Source organism: Phyllobacterium sp. UNC302MFCol5.2, from assembly GCF_000686005.1.
GTDB classification, from domain to species: Bacteria; Pseudomonadota; Alphaproteobacteria; order Rhizobiales; family Rhizobiaceae; genus Phyllobacterium; species Phyllobacterium pellucidum.
The window spans coordinates 73576-89802 of the sequence record NZ_JMLL01000018.1; the positions used below are offsets into that span (position 1 = coordinate 73576).

The window sequence follows — 16227 nt, forward strand, 5'->3', positions numbered from 1 at the left end:
AAGACCCGATCCGTGCCGCTCCATATTGAACTTGTCGGTAGCCTTGCTGCCGTGATCACCACGCTGTGCTGGATCCCGCAGATCATCAAGATCATGCGGCACCGCGAAACGGCCAGCATTTCCCTTGTATCCAACGCTTCGCTGATGCTCGGCGTTTTTCTGTGGCTGATCTACGGCATGATGATCGGCTCATGGCCGGTGATCATGGCAAACGGCGTCACTTTCCTGCTCATCCTCGCCATTCTCGGCCTGAAAATCCGCTACGGCTGATTGCCAGCAAACCGGCCTGGCTTGGCCGCCCTCCTGACAACCTGTTGTCAGGAGCCTGTCAGTTTCTGCCGGGCCGCCCTTTCCATTTCGCCGGACTCTTACCATATTCGACGAATGGCTAAATCTCCTGACAAGTACAAAGTAAGCGGTTTCGGCGAAGCGCCCCAATCCGAGCTGGAAGGCACGCCGCTTTCCGGCTCTATCAGCGATTGGGCGAACCAGATCACAGAAGCTTCGGCCAAAGCCAAGCCAGCGAAGGCCAAGGCAAAGCAGGGCGCCAAGACGCAATCCAGCGCGTCGCGGACATCACGCGGGACGTCGATCGGCGGATCGACCGACCCGAAGACGCGCGCGGCCGCAGGCCTTAATCCCGTTGCAGGCCTCGATATCGGGCTCGAGGATGCTGGAAGTATCGCACCGGGCGGAGCCACGGCAACGGTCGCAGCGCTGGCGGCGCTCATCGAGAGTGGCAATCCGCTCTTCAAGAACGGAGCCGCATGGCAGCCGCACCGACCGGCCCGCCCGGAAAAATCCGAGGGCGGCATCCAGATCAGCATGGAGACCGATTTCCAACCATCTGGCGACCAGCCGACGGCAATCCAGGATCTCGTCTCCGGCATCAAGGATGATGACCGCACCCAGGTCCTGCTCGGCGTTACGGGTTCGGGTAAAACCTTCACCATGGCTAAAGTGATTGAGCAGACCCAGCGTCCGGCCCTCATTCTCGCGCCAAACAAGACATTGGCCGCGCAGCTTTACGGCGAGTTCAAATCCTTCTTTCCGAACAATGCGGTAGAGTATTTCGTTTCATACTACGATTACTACCAGCCGGAAGCCTACGTTCCACGCTCGGACACCTATATCGAAAAGGAATCCTCGATCAACGAGCAGATCGACCGGATGCGCCACTCGGCCACACGCTCGCTGCTCGAGCGTGACGACGTCATCATCGTCGCTTCCGTCTCCTGTATCTACGGTATCGGCTCGGTCGAAACCTATACGGCGATGACTTTCGAGATGAAGATCGGCGACCGCCTCGACCAGCGCGCCCTGCTCGCCGATCTCGTGGCGCAGCAATACAAGCGACGCGACATGGACTTCACGCGTGGCTCGTTCCGCGTGCGCGGCGACACGATCGAACTCTTCCCGGCCCACCTTGAGGACCGCGCCTGGCGCATTTCCATGTTCGGCGACGAGATCGAGGCAATTACCGAATTCGATCCGCTGACCGGGCAAAAGACGGGCGATTTGCGTTCGGTAAAGATCTACGCCAATTCGCACTATGTGACGCCGCGCCCTACGCTGAACCAAGCGATCCGATCGATCAAGGAAGAGCTCAAGCATCGGCTTGTGGAACTCAACGCCGCTGGACGCCTGCTCGAAGCGCAGCGCCTCGAGCAGCGCTGCACCTTCGATGTGGAAATGCTGGAGGCCACTGGCTCCTGCGCCGGGATCGAGAATTATTCGCGCTATCTGACCGGCCGCAAACCCGGGGAACCACCGCCGACGCTATTCGAGTATATTCCGGACAATGCGCTGGTCTTTATCGACGAGAGCCACGTTACGGTTCCGCAGATCGGCGCCATGTACAAGGGCGACTTCCGCCGCAAGGCGACCCTCGCCGAATATGGATTCCGCCTCCCCTCGTGCATGGACAACCGTCCGCTGCGCTTCGAGGAGTGGGACGCCATGCGCCCGCAGACCGTTGCGGTGTCGGCAACACCGAGCAACTGGGAGATGGAAGAATCGGGCGGCGTCTTTGCCGAACAGGTCATCCGGCCAACCGGCCTGATCGATCCGCCTGTCGAGGTGCGCCCGGCGAAGAGCCAGGTCGATGATGTGCTCGGCGAAATTCGCGAGACGACCGCCAAGGGTTACCGCACCCTCGTTACGGTTCTCACCAAGCGCATGGCCGAGGATTTGACCGAATATCTGCATGAGCAGGGTGTGCGGGTGCGCTACATGCACTCGGATATCGACACGCTCGAACGCATTGAAATCCTGCGCGACCTGCGGCTTGGCGCCTTTGACGTTCTCGTCGGCATCAACCTTCTGCGCGAGGGTCTCGACATTCCCGAGTGCGGTTTCGTCGCCATTCTCGATGCCGACAAGGAAGGGTTCCTGCGCTCCGAAACCTCGCTGATCCAGACGATCGGCCGTGCCGCCCGCAATGTCGACGGCAAGGTCATCCTCTATGCGGACCACGTGACAGGCTCCATGGAGCGGGCGATGGCGGAAACCAACCGCCGCCGCGAGAAGCAGGAGGCCTATAACGCCGAGCACGGCATCACGCCCGCCAGCGTCAAGAAGAACATCGCCGACATTCTCAACAGTGTTTACGAACGTGACCACGTACGGGCTGACATTTCCGGCTTTGCCGAGTCCGGCGCCATGATCGGCAACAATCTGAAGTCGCATCTCGAGCATCTCGAACGGCAGATGCGCGAAGCGGCCGACGACCTCGACTTCGAAGTGGCGGCACGGCTGCGCGACGAGATCAAGCGCCTGCGCGAGACGGAACTTGCTATCGCGGACGACCCGATGGCGCGCGAGGTGGAACTGGAAAGTCCGGCCACAGGACGCACCAAGGGACGTCACAATGCGGGACGGGCGATGCACCGCGTCGTCACCGACGATCAAGATCAGGACTCACAGCTGTTCCGCAAGCCGCATCTCGACGAGATGGGCGGCGATACCACGCGCCCGCTCGGCGTCTTCCGCAAGAACACGCTCGACGAGATGACGGTTGGCCGGACGGAAAAACCAGTCGTCGGTTCAGTTCCGCAAAAGCCCGCCTTTACCGGCACGAACAAGAACGACCACGAGATCGTTCGGCGTGAGCGTTCGGGCGTCGGGTCCTACGAAGATGCAGGCGATGCGCGCAAGAAGCGGCGACCCGGTAAGACCGGTCGGCCGGGGCGGTAATCGGGCAGCGCAGTGACGGCTGGTTGATCAGTTCTGCTTGCCGAAGGCCGCCTGCCCTGCCGCAAGGATTTCGTCGGCAAATGCCGGATCATCGACGGCGCGCGACAGAACCAGCGTGCCCACGAGACCCGCCATGGTGGCAAGCGCCTTCTCGCGTTTCGCCTCTGCGGATACGCCCGGGATGATCTTCGCCAGAATATCAAGCAGAGCACGCGTTCCATGCGTAAAGCGCTCGCGGACGCGTCCGCTCTGCCGCGCGATGTCGGGAGCAAGCGCCGCCATGGTGCAACCCGTTGCCCGGTGATCGCGATGCTCCTTTAGGAGATAGGCATTAATGAGGGCTGCGAACGCCTCTTCGGGCGACCGATCCGCCAGTTTGCCCCACTTTTCCGCCGATTGGTCCATGGAAGCCGCACAGGCTTCGGCGATCAAATCGTCCTTTGAGGCGAAGTGGCCATAGAAGCCGCCATGGGTGAGGCCAGCACTTTTCATAAGATCCGCGACGCCTATGCCATCGAAGCCCTTGTCGCGAAATTCGCGGCTCGCAACTTCGATGATGCGGTCCCGATTCTTGGCAGCCTGTTCCTTGCTCACACGCATGACACCATCCTCACGAAAATTCCTTGTTGACATTTTATATGATGAACGTCATTTATAGTCAATCATTATGATCATCATTTAAATGCGGCTGCGATATGCCCGCACAGGAGCAGTTCATGCGCTACAAGCTTTTCGGCAACCATACGGGCCTGCGGGTTTCGGAATTTGCGCTCGGTACCGGCAATTTCGGTACCGGCTGGGGTTACGGCTCCACCGCCGACGTCGCCAAGCAGATATTCGACGCCTATGCTGAAGCAGGCGGCAATTTCATCGATACCGCAGACAGCTATCAGTTCGGGCAGTCTGAAACTATCCTCTCCGATCTCATCGCGGCAGAGCGCGACAACTTCGTTCTCGCCACCAAATATTCACACGGCGCTTCTGCGAATGTCGGTCCCTCGGTTGTCGGCAATAGCCGCAAATCCATGATCCAGGCCGTGGAAGCAAGCCTGAAGCGGCTGAGGACGGAGCGCATCGACCTGCTTTGGGCCCACATGTCCGATGAGATGACGCCCATTGACGAGATCGTGCGCGGCTTCGAAGACCTCGTTCGCGCCGGAAAGATTGTCTATGCAGGCTTCTCCAATTTCCCCGCCTGGCGGATCGCCAGCGGCGCGACCATCGCTGCGCTGCGCGGCTGGACGCCGATTGTCGGCCTCCAGACCGAATACAGTCTTGTGGAGCACACTGCCGATCGTGAACTGCTGCCTATGGCGCGCGGGTTCGGCCTTGGCGTCGTCGGCTGGTCGCCGCTCGGCGGCGGACTTCTGACCGGCAAATACCGTAAGGGCGAAGAAGGCCGCGCAACCGGTCTTGGTGTCGTCATTCAGCACGAAGACAGCACGCAGCGCACGCTCATAATCGATGAAGTCATTGCAATCGCTGCAGAAATCGGCGTAACGCCTAGCCAGGTCGGTATTGCGTGGGTCGCCGCCAAGGGCGTCCTGCCGATCATCGGCCCGAAGACGCTCGATCAGTTCCGCGACAATATCGGCGCCACAGCACTAGTTCTCACCAATGAACAGGTAGAAAGACTTGACCGCGTCAGCGCAATTGCACTGGGCGCCCCGCATGAACTGATCGGCAGCAAGCGCACGCGCCAGCGGCTGACGGGCGGCATGCTCGAAGTTCTCGACCTGCCTTCGGCTCCCCTCATCTGATAGACGCCACACCACATTTGCGAAAGCCGAACCATGCTCTCCACACCTCTCGCCGCCCTGCTGGCCCGCCGCAATGTTCATTATGGCTGGGTCGTTGTTGCCGTCGCCTTTATCACGATGCTGGTCACCGCCGCGGCGGTGGGCGCGCCCGGCGTGCTCATCGTTCCACTTGAAAAGGAGTTCGGCTGGGAAACGGAACAGATCGCGACCGCGTTTTCCATCCGCCTCCTGCTGTTCGGCCTCATGGGGCCTTTCGCCGCCGCTTTCATGAACTATTTCGGCGTCAGACGTGTCGTCTGCGTTGCGTTGATCCTCATCGCGGCCGGACTTTTTGCTTCGCTGGCGATGACGCGGATCTGGGAGCTCGTGCTTCTGTGGGGCGTCGTCGTCGGCTTCGGCACCGGCTTGACCGCCATGGTGCTCGGCGCAACCGTGGCGACGCGTTGGTTCACCGAGCGGCGCGGCCTCGTACTGGGCATGCTGACCGCAAGTTCCGCGACCGGTCAGTTGATCTTCATGCCGCTGATGGCTTCGTTAAGCGAAAACTACGGCTGGCGCACGGCAATCGTTCTCATCTGTGCCATGCTGCTCGTCGCTGTTGTGGGTGTCTTTTTCCTGATGCGCGATCGCCCGTCCGATCTAGGCTTGCCGGCCTATGGCGACAAGCTCGTCGCGACCACCTTGCCGGTAACCGGCGGCCTCATCTCGCTCATTACTATGCCGCTGCTGGCGCTGAAGGAAGCATCGCGCAGCTCGACCTTCTGGGTGCTGTTCGCCACCTTCTTCGTTTGCGGCGCAAGCACCAACGGCCTCATCGGCACGCATTTCGTGGCGCTGTGCGGCGATTACGGTCTTGCCGCCGTTGGCGCGGCAAGCGTACTGGCCATGATGGGCTTTTTCGATTTCTTCGGCACGATTGGATCGGGCTGGCTTTCCGATCGGGTCGACAATCGCTGGCTGCTGTTCTGGTACTATGGCCTGCGCGGCCTCTCGCTGCTCTATTTGCCCTATTCGGATTTCTCCTTTTACGGCCTCACCCTCTTTGCCATGTTCTACGGGCTCGACTGGATCGCCACAGTGCCGCCGACGGTCAAGCTTGCGACCGAGCGCTTCGGCCGGGAAAAGGCAGGCCTGATGTTCGGCTGGATCTTTGCCGGACACCAGCTCGGCGCAGCATCAGCGGCCTATGGCGGTGGTTTTGCCCGCACTGAATATGCGACCTATGTCCCCGCATTCCTTGTCGCGGGCATCCTGTGCCTCATTGCAGCGCTGCTGGTGCTGACATTGAGCAAGCAGAGCAAGGACGATGCCGTCCCTGAACCCGCACCGGCGGGTTGAGCGCCGGGCAGCGACGAAACGAGCTGTGGGTTTCCGTCGAAAATCCTGCGTCGAGGACATCGACCGATGCTAAGAGAGTCCGCGCGCCGGTTCGTCGCGCGGAATCACTTGAAGCAACTGGAGCATGGATGAAGGTCGACATCGACATGGGAGCGGCGCCCGCCGGCGCAAGAGCCATGCTCGATCTCGAAGAGCTTCTGGCCACGCGTCTTCTCGTGCAGGGCAATTCCGGTTCCGGCAAATCCCACCTCCTGCGCCGCCTGCTCGAACAGAGCGCGCAATGGGTCCAGCAATGCGTGATCGATCCGGAAGGCGATTTCGTCACCCTTGCCGAGAAATACGGCCATGTCATTGTTGATGGCGCACGCACGGAAAACGAGCTGACGCGCATTGCAGCGCGTATTCGCCAGCACCGCGTTTCAGTGGTCCTCGATCTTGAAGGCCTTGATGTCGAGCAGCAGATGCGCTGCGCGGCGGCCTTTCTCGGCGGCCTCTTCGATGCGGAGCGCGACTACTGGTATCCGATGCTCGTCGTCGTCGACGAAGCCCAGCTTTTCGCTCCGGCAGTCGCCGGCGAAGTGTCGGACGAGGCCCGCAAGCTGTCGCTCGGCGCGATGACCAACCTCATGTGCCGGGGGCGCAAACGCGGCCTTGCCGGCGTTATCGCCACCCAGCGTCTCGCAAAGCTCGCCAAGAATGTTGCTGCCGAAGCCTCCAATTTCCTCATGGGACGGACGTTCCTCGATATCGACATGGCCCGCGCTTCGGATTTGCTCGGCATGGAGCGACGCCAGGCCGAACAGTTCCGCGACCTCGCCCGCGGTCATTTCGTGGCGCTTGGACCAGCACTTTCACGAAGGCCATTGGCGGTGACAATCGGCGCGGTCGAGACCTCGGCGCGGTCATCGAGCCCCAAGCTCACGCCGCTGCCGCAGCCCGGTGAGGATGCCCGAGACCTGATCTTTACGCCGGCCCCGGAAGAGCGCAGGACGCCAATCCGGCGTTCGCCCACTCCGCCGCCGACAACGTCGACTGCGGACATTCTGAGCCAGCTCAACCAGGCGGCAAAGGCGGCTGCCCAGCCGGACAACCCTGCCCCGATGCTCTTCCCCGAAATCGACGAGGCGGAGCGCAACACGTCGATCAGCGCCGTCATGCAGGAAATGCTGGCAGATCCGGACGCGTCATTCCGCACCGATGCCGTCCTTTACCAGGATTTCCTCGTCCGCTGCCGCATTCGCCGCGTGCCAGGCGATGCACTCACCCTGCCAGAATTCCGGCGCCGCCTTGCAGTCGCCCGCGCCGGCATCGATGGTGAAACGGCGCAAAGCGAGCCATGGCAGCAGGCGCTCGAACTTTCCAAGACATTGCCTGACGATGTTCAAGGCGTGTTCTTCATTGTTGCGCAAGCCGCGGTTAAAGGCAGCAGTTGCCCGTCCGACGCTACGCTGGCGCGGGCCTACGGTACGCACTCGGCCCGACGTGCCCGCCGGCTGCTCACCTATTTCGAGGAACAGGGCCTGATCGTGGTCCGCACCGATTTTACCGGCAATCGCATCGTTGCCTTTCCCGATCTTGGCTGCGAGACCGGCCCCGGCGATCCCAACGGCCCCGAGGAAGCCGCGCCCGAACAGGAAGCAGCGGAATAGTCAGGCTAAATCGCCCAACAGCGGCAAGAGTTCGCCGAGATGGTTGATCTGCCGGAAGCGTGGCTCCTCAACAGGCGCATCGACGTGCTCGAGCACCCAGGTGAGTTCGTGCGGTACGAAGACGCCCCAGCTCCCCGCCTCGAGCGCCGGCACCACATCGGATTTCAGCGAATTGCCGATCATCATGGCCCGCTCCGCGCCATCGCCATGACGCCGGAAAATGGTCTCGTAGGTCGCCTTGTCCTTGTTGCTTACGATCTCGACCGCATCGAAAAAGTCGCCAAGCCCCGATTGCGCCAGCTTGCGCTCCTGATCGAACAGGTCGCCCTTGGTGATCAGCACCAGCCGGTAGGCATCAGACAACGCCTCCAGCGTTTGCGTAACGTGCGGCAGCGTCTCGACGGGGTGGCGCAGCATTTCGCGGCCCGCCGCGAGAATATCGGCGATGATCGATGCGGGCACCCGGCCTTCGGTGACCTCCACGGCGGTCTCGACGAGAGACAGGGTGAACCCCTTTATCCCGAAGCCGTACAGGTCGAGATTGCGCTTTTCGACGGCAAGAAGCCGCCCGGAAAGGTCAGGAACGTCGGCATAGGGCGCGAGGAGATCGGCAAAATGCCGTTCTGAACTGCGGAAAAACTGTTCGTTCTGCCACAGCGTGTCATCGGCATCGAAACCGATCGTGGTAAGAGCGCCAGGCGCAAGCATATCGCGTTCCACTTGCATGATTATTTTCCTTCATTCAAACATTGTCTGCAGCGCCCGAGCATGGAATCGGGCGTTCGACCTTTTAGCAGATTTGGGGCCATGCTTGGCATCTTCCGCCGAAGCGTAAACGGGGAATGGCATCAGAGTGAATTGGCTCGCAAAGCCCGGCATGCTCCTGGCATTGATGCTCCTGCCTTCGCTGGGCGCGTCGGCGGCCGAGTCCCCGGCTGCCGCGCCGCAGGTGCCACCGCCGCCTCCGACCATCGGGCAGATATGCGCCGCCATTGCGACCCATGCCGACGGTTTCGGTGTGCCACGCGATTTCTTCGCCCGGCTGATCTGGAAGGAAAGCCGGTTTGATGTGCAGGCGGAGAGCCCGGTCGGCGCGCAGGGCATCGCCCAGTTCATGCCGCGTACGGCCAAAGAAAGGCGGCTCGACGACCCCTTCGACTTTCACAAGGCGTTGCCGGCTTCCGCGAGCTTTCTCAAGGACTTGCGCAAGGCATTCGGCAATTGGGGATTGGCCGCTGCCGCCTATAATGCCGGCCCGACGCGCGTTGCCAACTGGCTGGCCAGCGGCGGATTCCTTCCCCTCGAAACCGAGGAATACGTCCTCGACATAACCGGGCAATCGCCCGATGATTTTGCTGCGGGAGCCGACATCAACAAGCGTCCGCTCAACGCCAAGCTCAGCTTCGATGCCGCGTGCCGCCAGTTGCCGATCGTCCGGTTTGAGACAGTTGCCATGTCGCAGATCAAGCCCAAGCCCTGGGGAATCCAGATCGCCGGCAATTTCCGCCGCGCTGCCGCGGCCCGCCAGCTCGACCGCCTGCGCCAGAGCTTCCCCGCCATCCTCAATACGCATGAGCCGGTCATCAGCCGCAACCGCACTCCGATGGGAAGGCGCGGCATCTATGCGGTGCGGATAGGCGCCGACAGCCGTCCGGAAGCCGACAAGATCTGCGCCCAGTTGCACAGCGCTGGCGGCGCTTGCATCGTGCTGCGCAACCGCTGAGCGGGCGCGATACACCCCTTGGAACGTCTCGTTTCTTTCGCGTCAAAGGTGTCATCGGGCGAACTTCAGGCGATTTTTTACTTCGCCAAGTATGCAGCCCGCAATGTCCTTCGATATAGTCGACTAAAAGGTAGTAAAACTTTTGCTTGCCAAAAAACACTTATTCTAGCAGTCTCAAAGCGTTCGGGCATCTGCGAACACTGGAAGACTGGAAGAACGGCGCGCCGGAACCGCAAGAATACCGGGTCGGGAGCAATCCCGGCAATGATCGGCTCCTTTCCTGAATTCGAGAACTGCCTGCATGACACCGTTGGACGTAACGCACCGAAAACGGCTCTACCAATCCCGCTAACCCGAGGGGGGACGCGGTAAGTAAGGAAAAGGAACGAAGCATGGCACAGACCGGTACGGTCAAATTCTTCAACAGTGAAAAAGGCTTTGGCTTTATCAAGCCCGACGACGGCGCAGCGGACATTTTCGTCCACATTTCCGCCGTACAGGCTTCTGGGCTCACAGGTCTCGCGGACAATCAGAAGGTTTCCTTCGATACCGAACCGGATCGTCGTGGCAAGGGCCCCAAGGCCGTCAACATCACGATCACCGAATAATACCGGCAGCTTGTGCTGCCAAAGATCCCCGATCGGCTGTCGGGGATTTCAGACGGCATCATTTTGGCGCGCCATTCGGCCAGTCGCCACGTTAAGCGTTTTGTGCTTCGATGCCTTGGATTTGCTAAAATTCTATGTGCTTTCTCGGGCTGCCGTCAGAAATGACCGGCAGGCGAGCGCACTGGCATTTGTTCAGCCTGCATTCATTCTGAAAGGCTTAAAACGGAACTACAACTGAGGCTACAGCATTGTCTCAGTCAGGACTACGCCAGAGCGCATGGCGCTCTGCAGCATGCTTCAAGGAGGCACACATGAATATCGGCACCAAGATTGCCATTCTCACAACCGCCGCGCTTGCAACCGTCGTTGCACCGCTGACCTCTGCCTCCGCCGACAACTGGCGCTGGCGTCATGGCGGTTACTATCATCACGACAACAGCGACGCCTGGGTCGCAGGTGCCGCAGGTCTTGCTGCTGGCGCCCTGATCGGTGGCGCTCTTGCAGCGCCGCGCCAGCCCGACGTGATCTATCGCGACTACGATGACGGCTATTATCGCCGCCCTGTAACGGTCTACCGCGAAGCTCCGCGTTATTACGGCGCCGGCGCACGGCCATGGTCGCGTGAATGGTACCGTTATTGCTCGAACCGGTACCGGTCATTCAACCCGGAAACAGGTACCTTCCGTGGATATGATGGCCGCGACTATTTCTGCAACGCCAACTGACTTGCAGCCATAAACATTCCAAAACCGCCGGCCAGTCCGGCGGTTTTGCTATTCGCCGGTCAGGAAAGGGTTGGTCCGGCGCTCCTCGCCAAAGCGCCCGCCCGGGCCATGGCCGCAGATGAAGCCAATATCGTCGCCAAGTGGCAGCAACTTCGTCTTGATCGAGTTGACCAGCGTTGCGTGGTCCCCGCCCGGCAGATCGGTCCGCCCAACCGAACCATTGAAAAGCACATCACCGACATGCGCGAACTTGGCGGCGCGGTTGTAATAGACGACATGTCCCGGCGCATGGCCTGGGCAATGGAGCACCTCGAAAACATGCGTGCCGAACGACACGGTGTCGCCGTCCTTCAGCCACCGATCCGGCGTGCAGTTGCGCACATTATCGGTGATGCCGTATTGCACCGCCTTCGCCTCGATACTGTCGAGCAGGAAGCGGTCCGCCTCGTGCGGTCCTATGATTTCGACGCCGAGCGCTTCCTTCATATCCATTGCGCCGGCCGCGTGATCGATATGGCCGTGCGTAATCCAGATCGCTTCGATGATGATGCCGTTCGCCTGGATTGCGCCCAGCACCTGTTCATTGTCGCCGCCCGGATCAATAAGCACGCCATGCTTGTCGTCACTGTCGAAAAGGATCGTGCAATTCTGCTGGAAGGCCGTAACGGGGATGATTCCTGCCTGCAACTGTCCCATTAATATGCCTTCCTGTTCCTGTCTAACATATCACCAGCGGGCCTATCATCGCGGAAAAGCCCTCTTATTTCAGATGGCGGGCCGCTTATGAAGCGCAACCATCCTCTATTCGCTCAACCTTATAAGCCTCAATCCGCAAATGAAAAGGGCGGCCAGTGGCCGCCCAAAACTCGTTATGTCCCGAAACCAGATCAGGTCTTCGCCATCGAATTCTTGATCGCGCCGATGATCGCCGTCAGGATAATGCCGCCGATACCGCCGCCGGCGACCTGGCCGATGATCGCGCCAAGATCGAGCCCCGACGATGCTGCTGCGTTCGCGACCGCCTCGGCACCGCCGGCGCCGAGAAATTGCGTCAGATATCCGCCGATGAGACCCCCGATACCGCCAGCAACCGTGTTGCCGGTTGTGCCGAGGCTCAGGTTCTTGAGAAGTCCGCCGACAATATTGCCGCCGACGCCACCTGAGATAAGCTGGATAATGATAGGAAGAAGCGCTTCCATGATTGACACCCCGTCAACGTTTCATGCCAGACTCATGCCTGACATGGTCATGATGACTATGTTTTAAGCAAAGTCAAACAACTTGGCGTCGTTTTAACAGGGTATCAAACACTAATTTCATTAGACTTTCGTCTACTCTGCAGCCGCTTTCTTTGGCATTACTTCCGCAGCGTAATCATTCATCAGTTTGATTGCGATTTCACCAACGCTGAAACGATACGGTCCGATCTCGGAGACTGGCGTCACTTCGGCGGCGGTTCCAGTCAGGAAGCACTGTTCGAAACCTTCCAGTTCCTCAGGCATGATCGCCCTTTCGACAACCTCGTAGCCGCGCCGTTTGGCTAGATCGATGACGGTGCGCCGCGTGATGCCGTCGAGGAAGCAATCGGGCGTCGGTGTATGGATGACGCCGTCCTTGACGAAGAAGACATTCGCGCCCGTGGCTTCGGCGACTTGTCCGCGCCAGTCGAGCATCAGGGCATCGGCGTAGCCTTTGGCTTCAGCGGCATGCTTGGAGATGGTGCAGATCATGTAGAGGCCGGCGGCTTTCGACTTCGATGGAGCCGTTTTCGGATCCGGCCGGCGATACTCGGCAAGATCAAGACGAATGCCCTTCAGCTTTTGCGCAGGATCGAAATAGCTCGGCCATTGCCATATGGCGATGGCGACATTGATCTTGTTGGCCTGGGCGGAAACACCCATGGTCTCACTGCCGCGCCAGGCGACGGGACGTATATAGGCATCCTTGAACCCCTGCTTTGCCAGAAGCTTGCGGCAGGCATCGTTCAATTCTTCCACAGTGAAGGGTATCTTGAAGCCGAGGATGCGCGCTGATTCGTGCAGACGTTCGGTATGTTCATTGAGCTTGAAGATCTCGCCGCCATAGGCGCGTTCGCCTTCAAAAACCGAGCTTGCATAGTGCAGCCCGTGGGTCAGCACGTGAATTTTTGCATCCGACCAGCGAACGAATTCGCCGTTCATCCAGATGTAACCTTCAAGCTGATCAAATGGGACGGATGCCATGTTTTTCCTCCAGGCGTTGGATTCCTGTTATTTTTTCAAGTTCGAGTTGCTACCAACTGGTCCAGAATACCGATTGGTGTACCATTGCCGGCAGGCACAAACAGGCGTTTCGAAGAGGAAAATGTCTCGGAAACACTCATCGGCTTTTCGTTTTGTTCAAAACGCGGCCAACAGCTTGCCAAAAATTATCAACAGTCTAAAATTATGTCAACAACGCTGACATAATTTTCCAACTGGAGCGGGAAACCTGCATGAAATCTTATACACCCGATCGGCATATCGAGACAGCCCTGACGAAAAGCGACGCGCGTGAACTTGACATCATCGAGCTGTTCTTCTTTGCCTATCGCGACTTCACGGCCGATCCCGACATGATCCTCGAGAAACTTTCCTTCGGGCGCGCGCACCACCGCGTTCTCTATTTCATCAATCGCAAGCCGGGAATGACGGTGGCCGAACTTCTGGACGTTCTGCAGATCACCAAGCAAAGCCTCGCCCGCGTCTTGAAGCAATTGATTGATACCGACCATGTGGTCCAGATACCGGGCCCGCACGACCGGCGCCAGCGCGAATTATACCCCACACCCAAAGGGCGCGAACTTGCGCTTGAACTTGCCGCACCGCAATCACGCCGCATTGCCGGTGCATTGGACCAAATCGGTCACTCCGACCGCGCCGTGATCGAACATTTCCTCAAGGCAATGGTCAATCCTTCACAATGGCAACAGATCGACAGTCTACCCAAGGCAGGATAGAAATTTAGTGCACGAAGAATTGGAATTGAAAGAACAAGGGACGCAAGACCCGGCAATCAGAGGGACACACCTGGTGAGTGAAGAACATCCGCTATCGGACGATGCGCCGCATCTGCTCATCGTCGACGACGACACCCGAATTCGCAATCTACTGTCGCAATATCTTACCGGCAGCGGCTTTCGTGTTACGGTGGCCGCCAACGCCGACGACGCCCGCCGCAAACTTGCCGGCATTGATTTCGACCTCCTGATTCTGGATGTGATGATGCCGGGCGAAACCGGCGTTGCCCTGACGCAGTCGCTGCGCAAGGAAAAGACCGTGCCGATCCTGATGCTGACGGCGCTGTCGGAAACCGACAGCCGCATCGCCGGGCTCGAAGCCGGCGCCGACGACTATCTGCCGAAGCCGTTCGATCCGCGCGAACTGATTCTCAGGATAAACAACATATTACGCCGCGGCGCCCCGGCAGCCCAGGCCAAGATCGAACAGATCGTATTCGGCCCCTATACGTTCATCATCGCCAAGCGCGAACTGAAACGGTCCGGCGAAATCATTCGCCTCACCGATCGCGAACAGGATATCATGGCAATCTTCGCCGCGCGCGCCGGCGAGACCGTGCCCCGGCACGAACTGACGGGCCAGGAGGGCGATGTCGGCGAGCGTACGATCGACGTCCAGATCAACCGGCTGCGCCGCAAGATCGAAAACGATCCAGCCAATCCGGTTTGGTTGCAGACCGTGCGCGGCGTCGGCTATAAACTCAGCGTGGAGTAGGATCCCGACCCTCGTGATCCGCGCCATTCCAATGCGTGAGCGGACAACGAGTAATGGCACAGACTGATACCGCAAAGCGCGCATTGGCCGTCAGAAAGCGTCACTGGCGGCGCAGGCGCAGCACGCTGCTCGGTCCCTGGCGAAAGTTCACGCGCTGGCTCGCGCATTGGATGCCGAAACGGCTCTACGCGCGATCCCTGATCATCATCATCGCTCCGATGGTCCTGTTGCAGTCGGTAATCGCCTTCGTGTTCATGGAGAGACACTGGCAAACCGTTACCCAGCGCCTTTCCACGGCAGTTGTGCGCGACATTGCCGGCATTATCGACCTGATGGACACCTATCCACAGGATCCCGGCTACGAGAATCTCATCCGAATCGCCCGCGAACGCCTCGCGCTCAACATTTCCATATTGCCGGGCGATCCGCTGCCCGCACCAGGCCCGAAGCCGTTCTTCTCAATTCTCGACGGCATCCTCAGCGAGGAAATCACGCGCCAGATCAACCGTCCGTTCTGGATCGATACGATCGGGGACTCAGACCTCGTGGAAATTCGCATCCAGCTCGACAACAAGGTGCTGCGCGTCTTCGCGCGCCGCAGCCAGGCCTATGCGTCGAACACACTGATTTTCCTGGTCTGGATGGCAGGCTCAGCCCTGGTTCTCCTGGCGATTGCGATCCTCTTCCTGCGCAACCAGATCAAGCCGATCCAGCAGCTTGCATCGGCGGCAGACAGTTTCGGCAAGGGACGCTCGCCGCCTCCCGACTTCAAGCCGCGCGGTGCCGAGGAAGTGCGGCGCGCCGGCGCCGCCTTCATCGTCATGCGCGAGCGCATCGAACGGCAGATCGAACAGCGCACGACCATGCTGAGCGGGGTAAGCCACGATCTGCGCACGATCCTTACGCGCTTCAAGCTGCAACTTGCCCTCGTCGGCAACAGGGTCGATACCGAAGCCATGGAGCAGGATATCGACGACATGCAGTCGATGCTCGAAGGCTATCTTGCTTTTGCGCGTAGCGAGGCCGAGGAGGAAACCGGCGCATTCAGCCTCGAGCGCTTCTTCGCCAAGCTCAAGGAGGAAGGAACGCTGCTCGAGCGCGGCTTCAGCTCGATCATCAAGGGCGAGCCGGTCATTCAGGTCCGCCCCAATGCTTTTTCGCGCCTGATCTCGAACCTCGTGTCGAATTCGTTCCGCTACGCCAGGAATGTCTTGGTTCTGGCCGACCATCGTGAAGGCTGGCTGACGATCACCATCGACGATGATGGTCCCGGCATTCCGAAGGAGATGCGCGACGAGGTGTTCAAGCCATTCTTCCGGCTCGACGAGGCACGCAATCAGGACTCGAGCGGAACCGGGCTCGGCCTTGCCATTGCGCTCGATATAGCCCGCAGCCATGGCGGCGACATTACGCTGGATGAAAGCCCGGCCGGAGGGCTCAGGGCTGTCGTGCGAATTCCGGCCTAGGCCTGTTGCGG

The 16227-nt window shown here is 59.8% G+C and carries 16 protein-coding genes; 11 read left to right on the top strand and 5 right to left on the bottom strand.

Annotation, left to right across the window (positions count from 1 at the left end; translation table 11 throughout):
- The first annotated feature begins 12 nt into the window (after positions 1-12).
- Both BR48_RS0122650 and uvrB read left to right on the top strand, forming a co-directional pair.
- On the top strand, positions 13-270 hold the full coding sequence (locus tag BR48_RS0122650; protein ID WP_027233399.1) for a SemiSWEET transporter: 258 nt from the start codon (positions 13-15) through the stop codon (positions 268-270).
- Between the two features lie 114 nt (positions 271-384).
- Positions 385-3195, top strand: coding sequence for an excinuclease ABC subunit UvrB (uvrB, locus tag BR48_RS0122655; RefSeq protein ID WP_027233400.1), 2811 nt, complete (start codon positions 385-387; stop codon positions 3193-3195).
- 27 nt (positions 3196-3222) lie between these two features.
- Here the strand turns inward: uvrB and BR48_RS0122660 are convergent, their stop codons facing one another.
- A complete protein-coding gene (locus tag BR48_RS0122660) occupies positions 3223-3795 on the bottom strand; it encodes a TetR/AcrR family transcriptional regulator (RefSeq protein WP_027233401.1) in 573 nt (190 codons plus the stop codon).
- 116 nt (positions 3796-3911) lie between these two features.
- On the opposite strand from BR48_RS0122660, the gene BR48_RS0122665 reads away from it, so the two are divergent.
- From BR48_RS0122665 to BR48_RS0122675, 3 genes are all read left to right on the top strand, one after another.
- Positions 3912-4955: an aldo/keto reductase gene (locus BR48_RS0122665; RefSeq protein WP_027233402.1), complete on the top strand. Its 1044-nt coding sequence runs from the start codon at positions 3912-3914 to the stop codon at positions 4953-4955.
- A 33-nt stretch (positions 4956-4988) separates the two neighbouring features.
- Positions 4989-6293, top strand: coding sequence for an MFS transporter (locus BR48_RS0122670; RefSeq protein WP_027233403.1), 1305 nt, complete (start codon positions 4989-4991; stop codon positions 6291-6293).
- A gap of 128 nt (positions 6294-6421) precedes the next feature.
- Positions 6422-7942, top strand: a complete 1521-nt coding sequence (locus tag BR48_RS0122675) for an ATP-binding protein (RefSeq protein ID WP_027233404.1) — start codon at positions 6422-6424, stop codon at positions 7940-7942.
- Here BR48_RS0122675 and BR48_RS0122680 read toward each other — a convergent pair whose 3' ends face one another.
- Entirely contained in the window at positions 7943-8668 is a 726-nt protein-coding gene (locus tag BR48_RS0122680; protein WP_244532949.1) for an HAD family hydrolase, read from the bottom strand.
- 166 nt (positions 8669-8834) lie between these two features.
- Here BR48_RS0122680 and BR48_RS0122685 point away from each other — a divergent pair, with 166 nt between their 5' ends.
- The 3 genes from BR48_RS0122685 (at position 8835) to BR48_RS0122695 (ending at position 10998) form a co-directional block, all read left to right on the top strand.
- A complete protein-coding gene (locus tag BR48_RS0122685) occupies positions 8835-9665 on the top strand; it encodes a lytic transglycosylase domain-containing protein (protein ID WP_228019381.1) in 831 nt (276 codons plus the stop codon).
- 392 nt (positions 9666-10057) lie between these two features.
- Entirely contained in the window at positions 10058-10273 is a 216-nt protein-coding gene (locus BR48_RS0122690; RefSeq protein WP_027233407.1) for a cold-shock protein, read from the top strand.
- A gap of 311 nt (positions 10274-10584) precedes the next feature.
- Complete coding sequence (locus BR48_RS0122695) at positions 10585-10998, top strand: BA14K family protein (protein ID WP_027233408.1); 414 nt, start codon at positions 10585-10587, stop codon at positions 10996-10998.
- A 48-nt stretch (positions 10999-11046) separates the two neighbouring features.
- Here BR48_RS0122695 and BR48_RS0122700 read toward each other — a convergent pair whose 3' ends face one another.
- From BR48_RS0122700 to BR48_RS0122710, 3 genes are all read right to left on the bottom strand, one after another.
- Positions 11047-11694, bottom strand: coding sequence for an MBL fold metallo-hydrolase (locus BR48_RS0122700; protein WP_027233409.1), 648 nt, complete (start codon positions 11692-11694; stop codon positions 11047-11049).
- Positions 11695-11885: 191 nt separating this feature from the next.
- Entirely contained in the window at positions 11886-12197 is a 312-nt protein-coding gene (locus BR48_RS0122705; RefSeq protein ID WP_027233410.1) for a hypothetical protein, read from the bottom strand.
- A 132-nt stretch (positions 12198-12329) separates the two neighbouring features.
- A complete protein-coding gene (locus tag BR48_RS0122710) occupies positions 12330-13220 on the bottom strand; it encodes a branched-chain amino acid aminotransferase (RefSeq protein WP_027233411.1) in 891 nt (296 codons plus the stop codon).
- A gap of 251 nt (positions 13221-13471) precedes the next feature.
- Between BR48_RS0122710 and BR48_RS0122715 the strand changes: the two genes are divergently transcribed.
- From BR48_RS0122715 to BR48_RS0122725, 3 genes are all read left to right on the top strand, one after another.
- Positions 13472-13975, top strand: coding sequence for a MarR family winged helix-turn-helix transcriptional regulator (locus BR48_RS0122715; protein ID WP_027233412.1), 504 nt, complete (start codon positions 13472-13474; stop codon positions 13973-13975).
- 70 nt (positions 13976-14045) lie between these two features.
- Complete coding sequence (locus tag BR48_RS0122720) at positions 14046-14750, top strand: response regulator transcription factor (protein WP_027233413.1); 705 nt, start codon at positions 14046-14048, stop codon at positions 14748-14750.
- 125 nt (positions 14751-14875) lie between these two features.
- Positions 14876-16216, top strand: a complete 1341-nt coding sequence (locus BR48_RS0122725) for an ATP-binding protein (RefSeq protein ID WP_027233414.1) — start codon at positions 14876-14878, stop codon at positions 16214-16216.
- The last annotated feature ends 11 nt before the right edge of the window (positions 16217-16227 follow it).

Bases quoted from the DNA above. Each gene is read 5' to 3' on its own strand.
- BR48_RS0122670 (WP_027233403.1), top strand. From the start codon at position 4,989: ATGCTCTCCACACCTCTCGCCGCCCTGCTGGCCCGCCGCAATGTTCAT.
- BR48_RS0122680 (WP_244532949.1), bottom strand. From the start codon at position 8,668: ATGCAAGTGGAACGCGATATGCTTGCGCCTGGCGCTCTTACCACGATC.
- BR48_RS0122715 (WP_027233412.1), top strand. From the start codon at position 13,472: ATGAAATCTTATACACCCGATCGGCATATCGAGACAGCCCTGACGAAA.
- BR48_RS0122660 (WP_027233401.1), bottom strand. From the start codon at position 3,795: ATGCGTGTGAGCAAGGAACAGGCTGCCAAGAATCGGGACCGCATCATC.
- BR48_RS0122690 (WP_027233407.1), top strand. From the start codon at position 10,058: ATGGCACAGACCGGTACGGTCAAATTCTTCAACAGTGAAAAAGGCTTT.
- uvrB (WP_027233400.1), top strand. From the start codon at position 385: ATGGCTAAATCTCCTGACAAGTACAAAGTAAGCGGTTTCGGCGAAGCG.
- BR48_RS0122710 (WP_027233411.1), bottom strand. From the start codon at position 13,220: ATGGCATCCGTCCCATTTGATCAGCTTGAAGGTTACATCTGGATGAAC.
- BR48_RS0122685 (WP_228019381.1), top strand. From the start codon at position 8,835: ATGCTCCTGCCTTCGCTGGGCGCGTCGGCGGCCGAGTCCCCGGCTGCC.
- BR48_RS0122675 (WP_027233404.1), top strand. From the start codon at position 6,422: ATGAAGGTCGACATCGACATGGGAGCGGCGCCCGCCGGCGCAAGAGCC.
- BR48_RS0122695 (WP_027233408.1), top strand. From the start codon at position 10,585: ATGAATATCGGCACCAAGATTGCCATTCTCACAACCGCCGCGCTTGCA.
- BR48_RS0122665 (WP_027233402.1), top strand. From the start codon at position 3,912: ATGCGCTACAAGCTTTTCGGCAACCATACGGGCCTGCGGGTTTCGGAA.
- BR48_RS0122705 (WP_027233410.1), bottom strand. From the start codon at position 12,197: ATGGAAGCGCTTCTTCCTATCATTATCCAGCTTATCTCAGGTGGCGTC.
- BR48_RS0122700 (WP_027233409.1), bottom strand. From the start codon at position 11,694: ATGGGACAGTTGCAGGCAGGAATCATCCCCGTTACGGCCTTCCAGCAG.